The organism is Pontiella desulfatans, assembly GCF_900890425.1.
Lineage (GTDB): Bacteria > Verrucomicrobiota > Kiritimatiellia > Kiritimatiellales > Pontiellaceae > Pontiella > Pontiella desulfatans.
On record NZ_CAAHFG010000003.1, the window covers coordinates 688,657 to 710,415 of the forward strand.

At 52.8% G+C, this 21,759-nt stretch carries 10 protein-coding genes; 5 read left to right on the forward strand and 5 right to left on the reverse strand.

What is annotated here, in order from left to right:
- Positions 1-5 precede the first annotated feature (5 nt).
- The 3 genes from E9954_RS23860 (at position 6) to E9954_RS23870 (ending at position 8,968) form a co-directional block, all read left to right on the forward strand.
- Positions 6-4,490 (forward strand): LamG domain-containing protein, encoded by a 4,485-nt coding sequence (locus tag E9954_RS23860; protein ID WP_168442545.1) that lies wholly within the window; start codon positions 6-8, stop codon positions 4,488-4,490.
- 72 nt (positions 4,491-4,562) lie between these two features.
- Complete coding sequence (locus E9954_RS23865; protein WP_168442546.1) at positions 4,563-7,802, forward strand: family 78 glycoside hydrolase catalytic domain; 3,240 nt, start codon at positions 4,563-4,565, stop codon at positions 7,800-7,802.
- A 59-nt stretch (positions 7,803-7,861) separates the two neighbouring features.
- Positions 7,862-8,968 carry an alpha-L-rhamnosidase-related protein gene (locus E9954_RS23870; protein WP_168442547.1) on the forward strand — a complete coding sequence of 369 codons (1,107 nt, stop codon included), beginning with the start codon at positions 7,862-7,864 and terminating at the stop codon, positions 8,966-8,968.
- Between the two features lie 184 nt (positions 8,969-9,152).
- Here the strand turns inward: E9954_RS23870 and E9954_RS23875 are convergent, their stop codons facing one another.
- Both E9954_RS23875 and E9954_RS23880 read right to left on the reverse strand, forming a co-directional pair.
- The gene (locus tag E9954_RS23875) at positions 9,153-10,223 is read right to left on the reverse strand and encodes an integrase core domain-containing protein (RefSeq protein WP_222847296.1); all 1,071 of its coding nucleotides are present in this window, start codon (positions 10,221-10,223) and stop codon (positions 9,153-9,155) included.
- A gap of 564 nt (positions 10,224-10,787) precedes the next feature.
- Entirely contained in the window at positions 10,788-11,240 is a 453-nt protein-coding gene (locus tag E9954_RS23880; RefSeq protein ID WP_136081789.1) for a hypothetical protein, read from the reverse strand.
- A gap of 1,109 nt (positions 11,241-12,349) precedes the next feature.
- Here E9954_RS23880 and E9954_RS23885 point away from each other — a divergent pair.
- Positions 12,350-13,078 carry a hypothetical protein gene (locus tag E9954_RS23885; protein ID WP_136081790.1) on the forward strand — a complete coding sequence of 243 codons (729 nt, stop codon included), beginning with the start codon at positions 12,350-12,352 and terminating at the stop codon, positions 13,076-13,078.
- A 252-nt stretch (positions 13,079-13,330) separates the two neighbouring features.
- Here the strand turns inward: E9954_RS23885 and E9954_RS23890 are convergent, their stop codons facing one another.
- The 3 genes from E9954_RS23890 to E9954_RS23900 all read right to left on the reverse strand — a co-directional run bounded on the left by E9954_RS23890 (position 13,331) and on the right by E9954_RS23900 (position 18,155).
- On the reverse strand, positions 13,331-14,836 hold the full coding sequence (locus tag E9954_RS23890; RefSeq protein WP_136081791.1) for a sulfatase-like hydrolase/transferase: 1,506 nt from the start codon (positions 14,834-14,836) through the stop codon (positions 13,331-13,333).
- An 89-nt stretch (positions 14,837-14,925) separates the two neighbouring features.
- Positions 14,926-16,413 carry an alpha-L-fucosidase gene (locus tag E9954_RS23895; protein ID WP_136081792.1) on the reverse strand — a complete coding sequence of 496 codons (1,488 nt, stop codon included), beginning with the start codon at positions 16,411-16,413 and terminating at the stop codon, positions 14,926-14,928.
- Between the two features lie 149 nt (positions 16,414-16,562).
- On the reverse strand, positions 16,563-18,155 hold the full coding sequence (locus tag E9954_RS23900) for a sulfatase family protein (RefSeq protein ID WP_136081793.1): 1,593 nt from the start codon (positions 18,153-18,155) through the stop codon (positions 16,563-16,565).
- Positions 18,156-18,310: 155 nt separating this feature from the next.
- Here E9954_RS23900 and E9954_RS23905 point away from each other — a divergent pair, with 155 nt between their 5' ends.
- Positions 18,311-21,607 carry a CBM96 family carbohydrate-binding protein gene (locus tag E9954_RS23905; RefSeq protein ID WP_136081794.1) on the forward strand — a complete coding sequence of 1,099 codons (3,297 nt, stop codon included), beginning with the start codon at positions 18,311-18,313 and terminating at the stop codon, positions 21,605-21,607.
- Positions 21,608-21,759 lie beyond the last annotated feature (152 nt).

Below are 21,759 nucleotides of genomic sequence, written 5' to 3' on the forward strand. Positions count from 1 at the left end.
GTTTGATGAAACTATATTTTTTGCGCGTAACCTTCTTTTTGATATGGATCCTGATTGCGGCGGATAGTTCGGCGCAGGGCGATCTGATTCTGAACTGGACATTCGATTCCGTTTACCCCAACGGCTATATTGAGCCGGATGCCTCCGGGAACTCGCACGATGGCCGGCTGGTCTGGTATCTGACACGGCGCGGCGGTGGCGGAGAGTACCGGCCCGGTGAAGGAATCATCGGCGGCGCGGCGGCGGTGGTCGACCGCGGCAGCATTTTTTCCGACGAACCCCTCACCCTGCCGTCGGAATGGAGCGTTTCCATCTGGCTGAAACCGAAGGATGCTGATGAGATTATCCGCTCTGAAGACATGATCGCTTTCTGGACGGATGACGGTACGACAAAGGCCCTTACCGTGACTTTTACCCAGGGTAAATTCAAGATCGGTTCGGTGGTGAACGGATCGTCCAAGAGTGCTGAATTCTACCCCTCGGCCGCCTGGGCGGTCGATGAGTGGGTGCACTTGGTGGTTACCTTCGGAAACGATGCGATTAACATGTATCTCAATGGAACGGCGCTGGTCCGCAGAAGCGGAATCGTGGCCAATCCGTGGGACCCGTCGATCGCCGTGACGCCTATGCTGACCGGTTCCCGGGGGCAGGCGCACCACCGCTTTGACGGGCCGATTGATGAGTTCCGCATCTATGGCGGTATCCTCAGTGTGGAGGAGGTGGCCGCACTGGCCGACCCCTCTTCCGATTTTTATGCCGATGAGGTGGTTCCGCCCGTGGCCGATCCCGGCATGGGGTACACCGTCTGGCTGGACGGGGCAACGGCCGAATTTGAGCTCGACGGCGACCTGCTGCTGCCCGGCACCAACGGCACCGCTGCGGTAAGCTATCTCTGGGAGGTGGCTGAAAAGCCTGCCGGGGCGGCATTGATGTTTGCGGATGCAACCGATCCGAAGAGCGCCGCAACGGCCGATACGGCGGGGGATTATGTGCTGCGGCTGATCACCGGCAACGGAGCCGCCGTCGATACGGGGCTGGTCCATACCGTGGTGTTTGACGCCGGTTCCTCCGGGGGGTCCTCCTTCTTTACGGCCGATCCGAATGTGCCGTTGCTGGTCAACAACTACGAGCCCGAGCGCGATGCCAGGAAGGCTTCCGGCGCGCTCCCCCTCGTGGCACACTATGCCTTTGATGAGGGAGGCGGTACCACCGCGACGGCCACGGGATCGGCCGGCGGCAGTTTTAATATCGGATCCAGCGCGTGGAGCTCCGACGGAATGTTCGGCGGTGCCCTGCATGTGGCACCGGGGGCGGTGACGCCTCAGCTGTTCGACCTCGGGACCTTCACAGAACTTACCGATGAGTTTTCACTTTCGTTCTGGATCCGGTCGGACCGCACGGACAAGCGGGGGGATCTGTTCCGGGCCAACGGCACGGGAACAACCGATTACTGGAAGCTGGGTAACCAGCATAATAAGGGGGGGCTGCCGGACGGCTACGGTCAGCTGAACTGGAACAGCGTGAGCTGCCCCGTTAAGGCCGGTGAACAATGGAACCATATCGTCATCACCTACAGCGCATCCAGCGGGTTCAGGAAGCTGTACCTCAACGGCAATCTGGAGGGCAGTATGAAATTTGATCCGCTGGCTGCCGGCAGCGGAAGCCCGCGCCTGCTTTTCAGCACTACTTCGGGAAGCTATTGTTTCCGCGGACTGCTCGATGATGTGGCCGTATATGGAACGACGCTCAATAACGAGGAGATCTCGTTGCTGTACAGCCAGTCCGCGGATACGGTCGTCAACCGCGCCGCTGAGGATCCCTATAAGACCGGGGCTTATTCTCCTTCATTTGTTCAGCAGTATTTTCCGGAACTGACGCCACAGTATGTCACCAACGGCTTTGCGGAAGCGCGTTTCGGCAGCGGCGCCGCGCCGGCTGCCTACGAGCATCCGCGCATTGTCTTTTCGCGCGACGATCTCGCCGCGGCCCGGGCGCAGTACCGCGGGCGCGACGGGCACCGCACCCTTGCGGAGCTTTTTCAGTACACTGAAGTCGAGCGGCTGAGCAACATGGATACCAGCGGAAACTACCAGCCCGCCTTCAGCCTCGACGGCGGCAGCGATGAACGCGGCATTCCCAACTTCACCTCCGACAACGGGGCCGCGGCCACGATCGTTGCCGAGGCCTACCTGGCTCTGCTGGAGGCCGACTCCGTGAAGGCCCGCAACGTCATTGACTGGCTGATCGCCACCGCCGCGCTGCAGCGTCCGGTGATTGATGCCTCCCGCCTGGCCACCTCGCACTGGCGCCATGATTACCACGATATCCTGCAGCGGCGGGCCACACCGCTGATCTATGACTGGCTCTATGCCTGGATGACCCCCGCCGAGCGCGCAACGATCCGCGGTATCATTGCCGATGCCGCCGCCGGCCACTGGAGCATCGGCATGAACGGTCAGCCGGCGTCGGATGCGCACCGGTCCAATTGGCAGAACTGGATCACCGGTGAATACCTGCTGGCACTGAGCGCCATCTACGAGGAGGACGGATTTGATCCGGAGGGCTATGCCACTGCCGCCCGGGCGGTGGAGCTTTCAGGCATCCTGTTCGGGGACAGCGAATCCGGCGCCTCCGCCGAGGGGATGGGCAAGGCGAGCCTGGTGACCGGATCCATGGCCATGCTCAGCCGTACCCAGCAGACCGGGCGGAAACTGATCGGTTCGGCCATGCCCCTGAACCATGTGCGCAAATTCACCTTCCACCACCTGGCGCCCTGGGGCAGTGAGATTTTCAAGGATGCGGAAAACGGCGGGCTCTTCCCGCTGGGCGCCTCCGCGCCGATCCGGGTGCTGCACTACGCGTATCCGGACGATCCGATCCTGAACTACCTCAAGCATGCATCGTTCGGCGGGGTGGACAACTACGGCGATCTGCAGCTGACCACCTTTTCGCAGGATTCCTACTTGATGTCGGCCATGTACAACCAGGACTGGAGCGGGCCGGCGGATCTCGGAGCACACCTCCAGGAAGCCGCGGCCGCCGCCGGAGAGCCGCTGGGCTGGTTCAGCAACTACCGCGGCCTCATGACCGGTCGCAGCGACTGGACCACCGATGCGCTGCAGCTGATCTACCAGCCCAAATGCCTGACGACGGGACACCTTTTGCCGTCGCGCGGCTACTTCGTGATCAATGCGCTGGGCCGCAACTGGGTGCCGTTCGACGGCCATAACGCGGAGGCTTCCAAACTCCACTCTGTCGTGCGGGTGGACGATGTCGGACAGGATATTTCCGCGGCCCGGGTGCTCTTCTATGAGGGGGCCGCCGGCAGGGCCGGAGCGGGGGCCGACCTGATGGGCGGCGACCTGACCGCCGCCTACCGGCAGATCGGCGATGCCTGGGAAACCCTCAACGCCACGCGGCTCTTCCCGGATACGCAGCGGCCCTGGATGGATATGGACAAGCGGTATCTGGTCCATTGGGAATTAGCGGACCGCCCCGGAACCACGCTGGCGATTCCACTGGACGAATACGGTGCCGCCCAGACCTTTGACTATGCCTACCGGACGGCCACGCTGGTGCGCGGCGACTATCCGTATGCATTGATCATCGATGACCTGAAGAAGGACGGCACCGTACGTGAATACAACTGGAGCATGACCATGCCGAAGGATATCTATACCGCCGGCAGCTACACCATCAACGGGGATTCGGTGGTCTACACCGATCCGGATGATTCCACAAAGCACCTGCTGATCAAGGTGATCGATTCCGCGGCGACGGTCACCTTTGATGTGAGTCATGAAACCTTCACCGCTGTGGATGGTCCTGCGGAAGCCTGGAAACTTAACGGCCGGGCTGATGCCGCCGAGGGGCGGTTCCGGGTCATGCTTTATCCCTACCGCGACGGCGACCCGCAACCGGTGGTGAGCGGCACGGGCAGCAACTTTACGGTAACACTGGGCTCAACGGTCGATGCGTTCGAACTGACAACCACCGAGGGTAAGCCCAATGCCATAGAGATCAGCCGCAATGGCGATTTGCTGGCCTCGTCCGGCAGCGGAGCATCGTCCTACGTGGAATGGAGTTCACTCATCGACTGGGCAGGCGGCGGTTCCGGGGAACTTGATGATCCCGATGGCGACGGTATTTCCAATTTCATGGAATATGCCCTGGATGGTGATCCGCTGGTTTATGATCGCAGCATTCTGCCTGAGGGCCGGTTAATCGGGGACGGAACTGATCCGTGGTTTGCGATGGATTATCGGCAAAACAGCCGTGCAGACGATCTTGACTTTATGCCGATGGACAGCACCAACCTGCTGGCACCATGGTCCGGCGTGATTCCTGATGGCAACGATGCCGTGCTGGAAACGGTTGATCCTGATCCCGATGGAGATGCCAGCGCCAGATCCATGCGGGTGCGGGTCAAGGCGCTATCTGACAGCCTGTTCCTGCGGCTGGGCGTTAGCAGCGCGGACTCCGGAAAGTAATGTCCGGCAGCTTTTGATCGGCCTGGTCGGATATTAGTGGAGGAAAGTATGTCGCTAACAAAGAGAGTGCAAATGAAGTCAGCAATCATCCTGTTCTTCATCATAACCATTGGAGCAGGATGGGCCTCCGCTTATGCACCTGTTATCAAACCGGGAGCCCTGCGTTGTGAATACCGGAAGGCCCCTTTAGGTATCGATACTCCGAAGCCCCGTTTCTCCTGGCAGCTCGATTCCGGCAAGCAGGGGACCCGTCAGAGCGCATATCAGATGGTGGTGGAAGGCGTCTGGGATAGCGGGAAGGTCGACTCTTCGTCAACGTCTCAAATCCGGTATAACGGAAAGCCTCTCGTCTCATGTACGAGTTACCGGTGGAAAGTTCGTGTATGGGATCAGCATGGCAAGGTATCGCCATGGAGTGAAACCGCTTTATGGACGATGGGAATCATGTCGCCTGATGAGTGGCGTGCAAAGTGGATCCGCAGTCCTGGAAATAAAGGCGGGAATAATGACGCCGACCTGAATGGTGCAAAATGGATCTGGACTGTAGCAGAGGGAGGAACTATTGAGGAACCTCCTGTTGGATCATGCCTGTTTTCGCGCCGCTTTCAGTTGGAGCGGTATGCCGATGTTCTGGAGGCTGAACTCAACGTGGCCGCAGATAGCCACGCTGTGGTTTATGTGAACGGGACGCAGGCTGTAAAAACAGCGCATTGGCAAACGGGGGAAACGGTTGCCGTTAAAGAGCTGCTGGTCGAGGGGGAAAATGAGCTGAAGATCTTCGCGTTCAATGAAGCGGATACAGAAAAGCCGGCCGGTGTTGTATGTTCGCTTAAAATCACCCGGTCAGATGGAACTGAGCGGTCGATTATCAGCGATAAAGAATGGTCCGCAGTTATAAAAACGGTCAGGACGCATAAGAATCATCCTGAAAAGAAAATAGAGCGCACATCGATCGTAAGTGAGATTGCTCCGTTTGGACAGGGGCCCTGGAGCAGGCAGGTCTACTTTGGTGATACAGAAAATCCTCGCGGGCTTCCGGTGTTCAGAAAGCGATTTGAGGTTAACGGAACGCCCCGGAAAGCATTCGTCAACGTATCGGGGCTGGGGCAGTACGAATTGTTTGTAAACGGAGAAAAGGTTGGGGATCATGTTCTCTCTCCACCATGGTCTGTGTATGAGAAGACCGTGTATTATAATATGTTCGATATCACCGGCCTTTTGAAGCGTGGTGAAAATGAATTTAAGATTATGCTGGGGAAGGGGTTTTACAACACGCTTGGAGACCGCATTGTCCACCACGTGAATACGTGGGGCGAGCTGATGACGATCCTCGAAGCCCATATTGAATACAGCGATGGCAGCAAACAGACCGTTGTCACTGACCGTTCATGGGACGTCGCAAACGGTCCGGTTGTGCACGCTACAACGGTGGGCGGCAGTGATTACAATGCAGCATTTGATCAGCCTTCGGAGTGGGGCCGCGCAGTTGAAACACAGGCCGCCGGCGTGTTGAGGGGCGTGGAGTCTCCCGCTATGAAGGCCTTTGAGCGGTTGGCCCCTGTCAAGGCGGTTGAGGAACCGGAGCCGGGTGTATTTGTCTATGACTTCGGACAGAACCTTTCAGCGGTGCCTTGTATTCAAATTCGCGGCCGGAAGGGGCAGACTGTCAGGGTTATTCCTGCCGAACAGCGCCATAGCCAGTCCGGCCGTTACAATAACGGTACGGGGCGCGTTAATCAGGCCGGTGTCGGCAGCCCGAACTATTATGAATATACCCTGAAGGGGGATGGGACGGAGCGTTGGAGCCCTCAGTTTACGTACGGAGGTTTCCAGTATCTGGAGGTGGTTGGTGCTGTTCCTGAGGGCCGATTAAATCCGGATGACCTTCCCGTGATCGAAGTGGTCGAGTCCGTTCATGTGCGTTCGTCGGCGAGGCGGGTCGGTGATTTTTCATGCTCAAATCCTCTGTTTGTAAAGATTGATAAGGCCATTGACCGCGCGGTTCGGAGTAACCTGGCACACGTTTTGACCGATTGTCCGACAAGGGAAAAACTGGGGTGGCTTGAAGTGGCATACCTGATGGGGCCGTCCCTCTCACGCCGTTATGATCTTTCCCTTCTGTATGCCAAAGTGATGCGGGATATACGGGAGACCCAGGGGGAGAGCGGAGCAATCTATACGACCGCTCCAAGGTACATCAATCTCGATATAAACCATCGGATCGGGTATACGATAGAGTGGGGTGCAGCCGGTGTTGTTTTGCCGTGGCAGTTATATCGCTGGTATGGAGATAAACGGGTATTACGGGAAAATTTCCAGACCATGAAGGCCTTTGTAGATCATATCAAAACCTGCTGTAATGATCTGGTTCCGAAGCCCGGGCTGGGCGACTGGTTTGACTATGGGCATGGACAGTCACGGGGCGCATCAAAGTTTACCCCTGCAGATTTGACCGCAATGGCTACCTTTTACCGGTGTTCACTGATTATTGAGAAGAGTGCGGAAATATTGGGGGAGAGCGATGATGTTCAAAAATACAGAGCATTGGCCAAGGAGATCCGCAGTAAATTCAATCAGACGTTCTATACCGGGAACGGGGAATACCGAAATTACGGGAGCCCGCAGACTGCGAATGCCATTGCCCTGGTAACCGGTTTGTGTGAGCCGCAAAATGAGCGGGATGTTCTCCATGCGATTTTGGCGGATCTCGAGAAACGCAATTATCAGCAGACCGCCGGGGACGTTGGTTTTCACTATCTCGTAGAGGCTCTTGGACGCTTCAATTGTCATAAGACGGTATGCACAATCCTTAACCGACGCGATCTTGGAAGCTATGGATTTATGATCGACCGGGGATGGTCGGCCTTGCCGGAATCATGGGATGCCGCCACCAATGAGTCTATGAATCACTGTATGCTCGGTCATATCCAGCAATGGTTTTACATGGATTTGATTGGAATCAAGCAGGCTGAAGATTCCGTGGCATTCAAAAAAATCATTATAAAACCTCAAACGGAAACGGATCTAGAGTGGGCGGAAGGGTATTACGATTCGATCAACGGCCGGATTGTCAGCAAATGGAAGAATGAGGCAGACAGGTTGACCATGGAGGTCACGATCCCGGCAAATTCCACCGCAACGGTCTATGTGCCGACCCATGATGTTAAAGAGATCACCGTCAACGGTGCAGCTGTGGCTGATGCACCTTATGTACAAGTTGTTAAAATGGAAGATGGGCGGGTGCTGCTGAACGTTCAGTCCGGCCGTTATGAAATTGTCGCAACAAGGGCATCGTTCACTATGGTTAACTGACCGATAAAGGACCTCCCGGTCGGTTAACACCATTATGGGGAAAACAAATGGGCAGTTGTATGAAGAAGAGAGCTTCAATGACCTGTGCGCTGATCTGCGTTGCGGCTTTTAACAGTTCGGCGCTTGAATCCCGGGATCCGCGGGTACGTTCATTCGTGATGCCCACGCGCGTGGTCTGGACATCCGCGGAGAGCGATACCTCATCGGTGTCCGATGCGGATAGCCTGCTTTCCCCTAAATACGGACAGGTGCCGGAGGGAGCCTTCAAGCAAGGCGGCGGATGCCGGATGGTGAACCGGGGCGAACCGGCATCGGTGCTGGTCGATTTTGGGCGGGAGCTGCATGGCGGTGTTGCTCTGGCATCCGGTCCGATAAGTGAAAAAGGGATGAAAGTGCGAGTACGTTTCGGTGAGTCAGTTGCCGAAACCATGGCCGAGTTGGGGGAACGCGGGGCCTGTAACGACCATGCTATCCGCGACAGCGTAATTGAACTCCCCGCGCTTGGAACGCACGAGCTGGGAAACACCGGGTTCCGTTTTGCCCGGATCGATCTGGTGACCGAGGGCGTGTTGAGTCTGGATTCGATCCGGGCCGTGTCCCTGATGCGTGATATGCCGCGGTTGGGTTCGTTCAGGTGCAGTGATCAGCGGTTGAACGAGGTCTGGGATACCGCGGCGCACACGCTGCACCTCTGCTGCCAGGAGTATATCTGGGACGGCATCAAGCGCGACCGTCTCGTCTGGATGGGGGATATGCACCCTGAGGTGATGGCGATGATGGCTGTTTTCGGCCCGCAGGAGATCGTGAACGCCTCGCTGGACTATATGCAGAAAACAACCCCCGCAGACCAGTGGATGAACGGTCTGCCATCCTATACCCTGTGGTGGCTGCGTTGTCAGCATGACTGGTATTATTATACCGGTGACCTTGAATACCTCAAAGGGCACCATGAATACATCGTGGATGTATTTGACCATCTCGATCGCTATATCGGTACGAACCATGCCTGTACCCTGCAGAAAGGTTTTCTGGATTGGCCGACGCAGGCCAACCGTCCGGCAGTTGATGCCGGGATGCATGCGCTCATGCTGATGACCTATGAGAACGGGGTGGCGATGGCCGAGGCGCTGGGTGTGCACCCCCCGAAAACTAATCCGCAGCGATAGTGCCTGAAAACATTGACCTAAATCGGAGGGTTGGGCCGAAAAGATATTCATTAGGTGGGGGTAAATAGGTAACAGCGGGTGGTTTTTCGGAGGAAAATGGCCCGATTTTCGCAGTCAGGGTATGACAAAATTCCCGCGAATAATGCGAGTAGGTTGTATGTAAATAAAGTCGGCTGGAGAAAAGCTAAGCAGCTTCTCGGTAGTAATAAGAGATTACTCCACCGAGGCGTTGTTCTCGCTTAATCACACCTTTGTCGGTCGGTTGGAAATCAGGACGAAGAATCTTATTTTCGATATCTACTCCTTGATGAGGACGGTGGTTGTTATAGTAATTAAGCCACTCTTTGTTAATGTGATTTAGATGATCCAGACTGAAGCAGATGAAGTGGTTAAGGCATTGTTTCTTAACGATACCTATGCTGGCTTCCGCGTATCCGTTCGCTTGGGGTGTACGCGGCGGAGTCTTTACGATTTTTGTGCCAGCCGCTTTCCACAGATGATCGAAAGCATAAGAGAACTTTGTATCACGGTCGCGAATGAGATGGGTCGCTGTGATCCCGAGCTCATCCAGCCATATCGAAGCGTTTCTCGCCTGCTGAAGTACCCATTGTTCATTGGGATGAAACGTAGCCGGGCTCATAAAGACCCGGCGACTGCCAACATGAATAAACATCAATACGTAGGCGTTAACTTTTCCTTTGAAGGTGTAGATCGGTTTTGTGAAAAAGTCACATGCGACCAGTGTATCCATATGGGAGCTGATGAATTGATTCCACGTGCTGGAAGGAACCGTTCTATCCTTGTCTGGAACAGGATGGTGCCCCTCCCTTTTCAGAATGTCGCTGATGGTCGTCAGCCCGATTCGTATCCCAAGCTTTTTCAGTTCACCATAGATCCGTTCGTATCCCCATGTAAGGTTTTCGGAAGCAAACTGCTTAACCAGATTTACGGTTGCGTACGGAGTTCTCGGGCGCCCCGGCCGTTTTGGGTTGGCACCCTTTGGCCTACGCCAGCGATGGTAAGTTTCCGGTTGGACGACCAGCATCACATCAGAGATGTCATGCTCAATCATCTCGCCAAGCCGGGTCAGCTCCGCGCGTTCTGCCGGCGTTGTATAAATTTTGGAATCATCAATCCGGTTGCGCAGCATTTTGACCTGATAGGCCAGCAACTGAAGCCGGGCATCGTATCGAGGGCGAAACTTCTCCTGAAGAAGCATCATGAAAACCTGAAAAATACTCAAATAACTGCTCATCTACCCATGCACCCCGTAAATCAAATCAACCTCACCGACAACATGTTAAGGCGTCGGATATGTTTCCGTACCCCTCGGAAACTCAAAGAATTCGTAAACGTATCGAAGTGGAGGATTCTGAACCACTCCAAAGCCGGATTAGAAGACGAAAAAATCCAGCGAAAGATGTCTGGAATGCTATTCGAACAACTGGGGTTGAAAGCGGGCTCAAGTTCGCCTTTCCATCCAACCAGGAGTACCGGTCAAGACGATTGTTCAAAAAGCGAAACTCGCGTCATATTGACTCAGTTTCGCACTTTTCTATTGCAAGGCATTGTCGTGGAGTATCTTAACTTTTGTAAAATCAGGTTCGCATCGCTATCCTGATCGTACCGATCCGAATGGAGAGTCATTTTTAGAAGGTTCGCATCGCTATCCAACCGGGCCGACCATAATTTCTTACGGCGAACTCCTCCGGGAATCGCCGTTTTTTTATAACATCAAAATTTTATTCATTATCTATCACACCATCAAGTGGTTGCGTGAATGGCTCTGAAAAGAATTCGTTCGAAATTCTATCTGAAGCTATTCTCTGCTCCCCTGTGTAGCGATTCTTAGGCTTAATTTCTCTCGAAATTCTCCGTTTGCTCTCCGTTCTCCGCTGAGTTGCACCCCTGTTTGTCTTGGGAGGATTCCAGCATCCGGCATGAACGTTAATTTACTATCAAGATAAGGACGCAGTGAGCCCTGCAGCGGTTGATATAGTTGATGGAAATTCTTGGGAGCAGATTTATATTCCAGATCCGGAAAGTGCCTTCTTAATTCTGTCTCTGCCAAGCTTGAACTTTCGTCCAAAGGTCGGCTTTCCGGTATCGCAATCAGATCTCGGACTCGATCTTCGACCTTATCCCATGATTGAACAGATCGTAGTTCGTGAAGGATCTGGAGGCCGAGTTTATCCGGCGCAGAACCGGAACGGTTGTAGGCAAGTTTATCCTGTTCTCTGAATCTAAACCCGATCAATCCTTGATCGTTCATGGTCTGTCCTCCGGTCGCGATGAAGTAAGATCCCTGAAGAAAAAGTAGTCCGACAGGTAGGTTCCTTGTTCGGGAAGATTTTCTAAATCGTAGGCTCTCAGCATGGTGCAGGGATAATGTCCGGTGCGATCAGTTTCTTGAGGATAACGCTCATTGTCTAAGTCAGGTTCGCTCTGGAGCCCTTTCCATACCTCAAATTTGTTATCATCCAGGTTAGCAATGTATGCCCACTCACAATGGAGGCTGTTGTTTATGAAATCCGATGCGTCCGGCATAAACATTAATCGCCCGTCCAGATAGGGTTTCAATGACCCCTGTAAAGGTTGGTGGAGATCATAGAAGGTCTTTGGATCGGATCTGTATTCTAGATCCGGGAAATACCTTCTGACTTCAGTCTGCGCCATGCCGGACCTGTCATCAAGCTGTTGAGTTTCCGGAACTGTAATAATACTGCGTGCACGATCGCGCCGGCGTCCCAGTCATCCACTCCTCGTAATTCGCGAAGAACTTTTAACCCCAGCACATCTGGATGGGAGTCGGAATGGTTGTAGGTAAGTTTGTCTGTTTCGTTAGTTCTGAATCCAATTAATCCTCTAGTTGACATTTGTTATCACCACTATAGAGGGAGGACTGGTTGTTTAAGTAGGTAACTCCCGATTAGTGGGGAGAGGTTCGGCCATAGTCAGGTTTATGTCTTCGACAATATTCAGAATGTGTTTCCCCAATTGTGGATCAACGCAGTTTCGAAGCATTTGTCTCTTGTTCGGTAGCCTGTATTCGGACAGGTCGTACCCGTATCTCCTCTGTAATTCTGTGATTGAGGCCCCAGAACTTTCAGCTTCCTCCAATGCCCGCATACAGGTTTAGAATTTTCACGTTACCACTCGTAAGGAGTGGCAATTTATAAAGCTGGAGCCGATTTTATTGGGAGGTTGGCGGCAACATAAAAAATATTCAAAATGCAAAGGGTGCAATACTTAGTAATTGACTGGATTGTAACTCATGACACTCTTATCTTGATAGAAGCAAGATAGTGCATTGTCGTGAGGGCGAAACTATTCATGTGCACTGAAAAAACGTATAGTGTTGGAAAAGATAGTTGAGGCTTTATGCGAAAAAATACGATGTTTAGTATGTGGTCACCGAGCTTGGAGAAAGATCTTTCCAAAATCCGCGAACTCCTGTTGCAGAATCGAGTCGATGAAGCTGCCGAGTTATATAATAAATCAGCACACATGACTCCTGATTTGATAGAACGCGAAATTAAGAGAGAGCGAGACTTCGTTCATGTTCTTTCAGAGTCAAAGCAGTTTGGAGATAAAGAATCTAAGTACGGAACGACACCTCGACAAGCCCTCATTTTGGCCGCACTGTCTGGGTGGAGTGGAGATGATCCCTGTTCATGGATCTCCCCGGTAGCTCGTGAAGACTTAATTGCGTGGGGCGGGTCACACTATGGCGGCCCATCTGCTCATTTGGAGTGTGCGTTTTCAGCGCTGGAGCTTGAGGGTCTTTTCTATGAGGTTCATCCGGCAGTTTTCTCCTCGGCTGTTTATTACTGCTGCTTCGATCCGGACTTTCTGCAGGAGCTTCCTGGTTCTGATCAGCACCAGGAGTTGTGGGAAGCGTTTGCCGATGAGTACGATGAAGAATACGGGGACACATGGCGCAGCACAGGGTTGTGCGCGGGGCAAGGCAGTCAGGGACCATCGGATGCACGTTGGGGACCTTGTCGAGGATCATCGTGTTGCTGGTTTAAGGATGGAGAAGAGTCATGCAATCATGAATTATCTTTCAGTCAGTCAGCCTGGCGAGCGAATAAAGATGCGCCAAAATGATTCATGGTGATCGCTGGTTTACCTCTGAAGAGGGAGGACTGCCGATTTAAATGGCTGGCTCCCTATCGGTGGGGATTCCGTGTTCAACGCCCGTTAGCGACCTCAAACCATAAGACTTAATTTCACGATTAACGCCAGTCAGCAGAGTTTCCTGTTGTTGGGGTTGTAAAAGTCGTAGTTCTACAAGAAATCAGGTCGACCACATTCCAAGCGTCGGACTTGTGGTTTTTGTCATACTGTCCGGCCGACCACTTAGTGGGCTGCCTTTTTTGATTTCGTGGGCGCCGCTTTTTTCCAGCTGGTGACCGGATCGTTGTAGTCGAGCGGGTCGTTCAGGTCGGTACTGAGGGCCAGAAGGTCGGAGCGGAGTTCTTTCATTTTGGCCGCGTATTCCGGATTGGCTGAAAGGTCGCTCTTTTCGAAGGGGTCGTTTTTCATGTTATAGAGGCGTTCACCTCCGCAGGTGGGATAGGTGATGTATTTCCAGTCGCCCTGCTGGATCATGCGCTGTTGGTTTTTATAGGCACCGTAAACGGAGTTGTAGTGCTGAGCTTGTTTATCTTTCAGCAGGGGGAGAAGGCTTTTGAACTCTACATATTCGGGTATAGGGGCATCGGCCAGTTGAAGGGCGGTCGGCATAATATCCTGCAGATAGATCGGCGCAGGGTTTTCAGCGCCGGGTTCAACATTGGGTCCAACGACCATGAAGGGTACGCGTACGCTGTGGTCATACATATTCTGTTTGCCGATGAGTCCGTGACGTCCAACGGCAAGACCATGGTCGGCGGTGAAGACGATGTAGGTGTTGTCGGCTTTTCCTGATTCTTCCAATGCCTGGAGAATGCGTCCGATCTGGTCGTCCATATGCGTGATCAGGGCAAAGTATTCCTGCCGGTGAACTTTTACGGCGAACTCGGTGCGCGGGAAGGGGGCCAGTGCGGCGTCGCGCAGGCTTTTTCCGCAGCCGATTTCATCCTGGTATTTATATTTTGAAACATAGTTATCAGGCAGCTTGATGCGATCAAGCGGATATCGGTCGATGTATTCTTTCGGGGCCTGACGGGGATCGTGTGAGGCATTGAAGGCGATGTACATGAAAAAGGGATCTTTGTGTTCTTTTGCATCGGCTATGAAATCGAGCGCATCATCGGCGACCACTTCGCTCCAGTGTTTCCCGCCTTCCCAGAAACCGCCGTTCGAGGTGTCCCACGGTTTCCATCCGTTTTTATAATCTTCTTCATCGACCGGGCGGAAATAGCCGTAATGCTTCGGTTTGGTTCCGTCTGCTGAGCCCTTGCTCCAGAAGTCCTTCGGCATTCCGGGGCGGTCATTTTTGGCCACATCGAAAATGTCAGCAGGTTTGGCTTTTACATGCCATTTTCCGGTCATGTAGGTGCGGTAACCGGCTTTGCTCATCAGCTGTGACCACATGCGACCGCTTTTGACTTCTTCTTTCATTTTCGGGCCGGTGTCGTGCTGATAGGTCCCCCAGACAAAGCGCCCGGTGTTGAGCATGGCGCGACTGGCAACGCAGACGGCTCCGTTATAGGCGCCCATATTATAGGCGTGAGTGAAGGTTGTTCCCCCCTCAACCATGCTGTCCAGGTGGGGGGTGTCGATATCAAGAATGCCGAATGCCCCGATGGTTTCGTAGGAGAGATCATCGGCAAAGATAAACAGGATGTTCGGTTTTTCAGTTTCCGCTAGCGCCGTGATGCTTAAGCCGGCGAGTGCGCTGATGATGAAATGCTTAATCATGGGATTCTCCTTGTTGAAAAGTACAATTCCAACCTTTGGAAGATTCCAAAGGTTGGAGCCGTCGAGGGACGGACGGTGTGATGCTTAACCTATTTTTTGAATTCGATTTTCAGTGCATAGGCATAATCGCACGGTTTCTTATTTGGAAACCAGACCTGCAGTCCATCGCCATGATTTTCCCATTTAAGTTCGCCTTCATGCCCGAGCATTTCAACAGATACCACTTCCGTGATGCGTGTATTCATTGCTGTAAGATTCGGAAACACGACCGGTTTTTTCTTGGCGTTATGCCAATCGAGTACGAAGGCATAGAGCGTATCGCCTTTGGTGGTGTAGCGAAAATCCTTTGCGGACATTGGTGATTCCAGATCTTTATGTCCGATTTCATTATGACCTTCTCCAAACATATACCAGGGGCGGGTTCCGTAGATGGCTTCACCATTCACATCAAACCATTCGCCGACTTTGTTCAGCAGTTCGGTCGCTTCCGCATCGAGCGTACCGTCAGCTTTGATTGGAATATTCAGCAGCATGTTTCCGTTCTTGGAAACAATATCGATGAGCTTATCGACTACCAGGTCGGGGGTCATATAAGAGGAGCCGGCTTTATAGCCCCAGGAACCGATGGAGTCATCCGTCTGCCACGGTTCGGTCAGGATGGAAGCGGCTTTACCACGTTCATAATCGAGAGTGGCAATGCCGTCGGCATAGAGGCCCTGCCAGGGACGCTCTTTGATGCACATGACCCCTTCCGGGCGTTTGTTATAGAAATGGGCAATCACGTCCATACCGGTTGCTCCGGCATCTTCTCCACGGAACGGAACCGCGCAGTCGTAATAAAGGTGATCCGGTTCATAGTCATCGATCAACTGTTTGATGCGCTTGGCCCAGTTGTCGCGCCATTCCTTCGGGGCATCAAACGGTGCACGCGGGTGGGTGCTCTGTCCGTCATTGGCAGGGTAGAGCCCTTTGGCTTTGCCCTGAGCACCGTCATATGGCACACCCTTTTTTGGTCCTTCAGTGTCCGACTGGTTTGCAGTATTAAGCCAGCTGTAGGAGCGGGAGAGGTGGGTGGTTACTCCGAAACGGAGGCCGACTTTGTGCGTGGCATCTTTCCACATTTGAATCAGGTCTTTTTTCGGGCCTTTATTGACGGAATTCCATTTATGGTACTTTGAATCCCAGAGGTCAAAGTTGTCGTGGTGCACGGCGCAAGGGGTAAAATATTTTGCGCCCGAACGTTTGAACAGAGCCAGCAAGGCATCGGGATCAAAATTTTCAGCTTTCCACATCGGAATGAAGTCAGCGTATCCAAATTCGGACGGGTGACCGTAGGTCTTCAAATGGTGCTCATATTCCGGGCGACCTTCAATGTAGAGGTTGCGGGCATACCATTCGCCCTGTTCGGCGACCGAGTAGGCGCCCCAGTGCAGGTAGATGCCGAACTTGGCATCGCGGAACCAGTCGGCACATTCATATTGCTGCAGCGATTCAACGGTATTTACAAATTTCGGTTTATCTTCTGACCACACCGCAGTAGTGGTGGCAAGCGCCAGCATTGTCATTGTTAATTTCATTCATCCATCCCGGTTTAAGGTTCTGCTGTAAAAAATGGTTTAACTATAGAACTCCACCTAAGGGGCGATTTTATACAGAAATCAGAAAAAATACAAAAAAGGACCGCTTCGTGAGGTGGCGGTCCTTTTAATGTTCCAATCTCTGGAAACTATTTTCCTGAAAGTTTAGTTGTCGGCTTGAATTCAGCAAATGTCCCGGGCTGACCTTCCAGCTGTTCCATCAGGGTCCGTTTGAGCTGCTGCAACTTCTGTGCATACTCCGGGTGATTGGCCAGATTCTTCTGTTCCTTCGGATCTTTGGAAAGATCGTAGAGCTGATCGATATCCCAATACGCCGCATAGTTTTTCGGGATCTTCTTTTCCAGCCCGCGGCCGCCTCGTGTGGAGGCAATATGATAAAGCGGTTTGGGTTCGCCGTTTTTCGGGATATCAAACTTTTCTTCCCGATCCGGGTGTACACGCCAGGCGATGTATTTGAACCCATCTTTTAACACGGCACGCGATGAACCGATCTGCAGGTGTACATCTTTCCGCACCTCTTTGCTATCCCCCTGGAGAACACTGGTAAAACTGGTTCCGTCCATTGGAGGTTGTTTGGATTCCGGTATCCCGCAGAGTTCATAAATGGTCGGCGCAAAATCAATATTGGCCAGCAGCTGATCGGCGCGACGTTTCCCTTTCAGGTTTTTACCCCAGACAAAGGCCGGCACATGGGCGCCACCTTCGTAGAGTGCACCTTTGGCCCCCATGCCGTTATCCACAAAGAAAAAGATGATGGTGTTGTCGAGTTCACCCATTTCTTCAAGCTTCGTAATGATCGCGTTGATTCCGTCGTCGAGCCACAACGCATCGGCATGGTCACCTTTGGGCGGATATCCGGCGGCTTTGAGGCGTTTGGGAATGGTGTTTCGTGCGGGTTGGACCTGCAACGGTTCTCCAAGCACGCCTGCAGGAGTAAAGCGCGGATTTGCGGAGTATTTGTGCCCTGCGGGACCCGGACCATGGTTGAGGGTGGAACAGAAATGAAGATAAAACGGCTTGTCCTGTTTTTCAGCCTGTTCCAGAAAGTCGAGGCCGCCTTTGGTGATCCAGTCCTGATTATGGGCTTCCATCTTAATCGGCATATGGCCCGGAACGTTGCCGGCATAAATGCTGGCCGCATAGTCAAATCCGTTCTGCAGGACGCTGGCCACTTCAGCAGCCTGCTTGCTTTCGAGGAATTCCTGCGTTTTTGCATCAAAAGGATCTGCATCGCGCCAGGGCGAAATGCCCGGCACTTTGATGGTGTCGCTGTGGAGTACGTGGTTTTTTCCTGCAAAGCCGGTGAAATAGCCGTTTTCTTTGAGCACACTACCGATATTCGCCTTGCCCGGGGTGACATGAACATTGAAATGCGGGTTCGGCTGGTTTCCGAAGGCTTCCATATCCTGCAGGAATCCTTTGTCCTGGCTGCGGCTGGGATATTCTCCGGTCAACACACTAAACCGGCTCGGGGTACAGACGGTGGATGTTGCATACATCCGGTCCAGAATAATGCCTTCGGAGGAGAGGCGATCAATGGTCGGGGTCAGGTTTTTCGGTTTGCCGTCTTCATCCCGGCCCTCAGGGAGAAAGTTGAACTCCGGACGCCATTGGTCATCGGTCATGATAAAAAGGATATTCGGGCGCGTTTCTTTACTTAGCGCAGACGTCGCCGCTGCTGCCGCGAGAATCATGATCGTTAAAATTGCATTCCGTTTCATTGTACATTCCTAAAGTGATGGTTGGGTGCTTCTAATCAATAAATACCGCCTGTTTACGGGGTTTTGATTTTATTTTTGATGAATTTATCAAAACGCCACTGTTGAATGGGATTACCTCAACAACTGAATATACTTACGTAAATAAGAGGGAATAAGTGAATAGACGACTTAAATATGTACTGCATGTATCCATGCTTTGTACTCTTTCGGCCTTTTCAACAGATTATTATGTTTCAACCAACGGGGTGGATGTTTGGCCCGGGGGTGATTTTTCGGCTCCGTTTGCGAGCATCCAATATGCCGCGGACCGCATGGTACCCGGGGATTCCTGCTACATCCGGACCGGGCGCTACCACGAGGAAATTACTGTTTCAAATACGGATCAATTAACCTTTTCGGCCTACAGCAATGAAACCGTCGTGTTGGATGGCTCCATGGTTATTTCCAATGGTTGGACGCTGCATTCTGGAAATATCTACAAAACGACCCTGAACGAAGATGTGTGGCAGCTGTTTGCCGATGGTGAAATGCTGATTCCTGCCCGCTGGCCGAATGCGGACCCGAATATAGATCTGTGGGAGCAGTGGGAATCGGATCATTGGGCGGAAGGACGATCAGAACGTAATTTCTCCCCGGATAATCCACCTTGGGATGTGAACGGAACGGTATATGATCATCCGCATAATGGAATCGATCTAGCCGCATCGGGGCTGGATATCAGCAATGCCATTGCGGTGCTGAACCTGGGCAGTTTCAGAACCTGGACGCGTGTTGTGGATGCGCATGTCCCTGGTTCCAATATGTTCACCCATGCCCCGGTTTCTGCGTCGGGCTATAAAGACAAGGAGCACTATTATTTTGTCGAAGGCAAATTGGAACTGCTCGATGCGGAGAATGAGTGGTTCTATGATACGGTAACGTCAAATCTTTATGCTTGGGTTCCGGGGGGAGTAACCCCGGCGAGCTTGGAGATTAGGGGCAAACATACCACGTATTGTTTCTCGGCAAGCAATTGTGATGACTTGATGCTTTCGGGCATCGATTTTTTTGCAGGGACTTTCCATTTGGATAACTGCCTGCGTGCCCGGGTCGAAAATTGTGAATTGCTTTATCCCAGCTGTACGAAACGCATGCTCCGTAATATTGGGGCTCCGGAAACCACGCATCTGGATGGGGATGACTCTATCGTATTTAACTGTACCTTCGCTTACTCAGACGGCCATGGCATCTATGTGAACGGCGACGACAATACGGTAGAGAACTGCTACTTTCATCATATCGACTACAGTGTTTCCGAACTGCCGTCGGTTATGGCGGCACTTTATATGAACGGCAACCGGAATAGCTTTCGTAAAAATACGCTGCACAGTTTCGGGGCATCGGTCGGCTATCTGCAGGATAAAGCCGCAACCACGGAATATAATAATTTCTATAACGGCGGCTACAAGCAACACGATGGTGCCATGGTTCAGGTGATGGTGGCGAATCAGTTGAATGCAAATATCGGCTGGAACTGGGTGCATGACTGGTCGCGCCTGGGTATCCGCTTCGATGGAGGAGGCGGTCAGGGCGGCCTGATTCACCACTCTGTGGGCTGGGGGCCGAACATGAATTCCACTGTCTATATCGGGAATCATGAAAACAACGAGGTTTACAATAACTCCGGCATATACAGTAAATCACGCAACGAGATTGTGGTAGAGCACGGCGGGGATCCATACAGCCACAATACAAACTCGATTACGCGCAACAATATTGCGCCGCGCATGGGCGGCAGCAACAGTGGGATCAATGATGTACCGGGCACCTTTGACCATAACTGGAACAGTCAGGCGACCGGTGCAGATATTCGAACACAACTGCGGGATCCCGATAACCTCGACTTCCGTCCATTGCCCGGCGCGGATATTGTTGATGCCGGCACCAACGTTCCCGGTGTAACGGACGGTTATATGGGCAGTGCACCCGATATCGGTGCGTATGAATATGGGGATTCCAACTATTGGATTGCGGGTCATCAGGCCGAACAGGCTTCGATACCCATTCCGCCAAACGGGACGGCTGATGCCAAAGGTTCAGCCTCGCTGATGTGGCATCCTGCACTGGGTACGCTTTCGAATCATGTTTATCTCGGAACTTCATCCAATGCCGTTCTCAATGCCACGCATGTGTCGCCCGAATACCGGGGAAACACGGTAAACAATATATATGATCCGCTGGGGCTTTATGCGCAGACCTACTATTGGCGCATCGATTGCGTTACGGTAACGGGTACCGTCAAGGGCGCAGTCTGGTCGTTTGCGGCATCGGACGTTTCCGCAACGCTTCCGGGGATTATAAATGCTCCGGCTGAAAATATTACGGAAGATTCCGCTGTAATTGGCGGACAGATCACGGATGGAGGAACGGCCTCACAGGTATGGGTTCATTGGTGGCCGGAAGCCGGGGCAACCAATACGGTCAATATGGGCGTTCAGGATTATGCTTTCGACCTTCCGCTTAACGGGTTGATCACGAATACGCAGTATTATTTCCAAGCTCAGGCATCGAACACGTATGGGACGAGCTGGGCGCCTACCATAGGCAGTTTTCTGACCGGCGGGGCAATGCCACCTTCTACTAAAATTGCCGTTGCACACCTGCCGGTGCTTGAGGATTCCTGGGTGCAGGAGGGCAATAATGAAGGGGTTAACCATGACGGCGAAACGATCCTTAAAGTGCGCGGAACAACCCGTTTCAGTTATTTGAAGTTTGATACCGGCAACCTGGATGGGGCTCAGTTTGATTCGGCCCGGATTTTTATCCGTGCCACACAGGATATTCCGGATACGTCAATGCACAGTGTTTCCAACAACAGCTGGACGGCGCCAACGCTCGTGGGCTCGAATGCCCCGGTGCGCGGTGCTGTTTTTGATTCCGTGACCGCTTCTGCCGGGGACTGGGTTGAATTTGATTCGTCGAGCTGGATTACGGGCAAGGGGGTCTGGTCGGTTGCCCTGTCAACATCTGCTTCGGGGGCGCTCAACTGGCATGCGGAAGAGTCGGGGAACGTGCCCTATCTAGCCGTGACCTATTTTTCGGATACCGCCGATCTGAATACCAATACTATTCCCGACTGGTGGGAAACGGATTATTTCGGGCACATCGTCGATAATACGGATGCCGATCTGGATGGCGTGGATAATTATGGCGAATATGTCGGCGATACGGATCCCACTGATTCCAATTCGGTTTTTTCCGTATCCGCGAGTGTGACCAACGGCGCAGATTTCAGACTGTCCTTTGGAACATCCACGAATCGAAACTATGCCGTTAAATCATCGACCAACCTGATTTCCAAGGTCTGGAACACGGAAACCAATTTGGTGCCCGGGCCGGGCGTTGAAGTGGAGGTTCCGCTGCCTGCCAAAAAACCAGAGGAGTTTTTCAGGGTTGAGGTGAGTGTTCCATAAGTGCTTACATTGAACGTTTCTTAGCTGTTTTCGTCAAATTCTCCCGATTTTACGGCATTAACAAAATAGTGTCGCAAAGGTGCAATGAACAAAAGAGGATGCGGATGATACCTGTGAATAAATCCCTTATATTATCGATTTTTGCCTGTGCT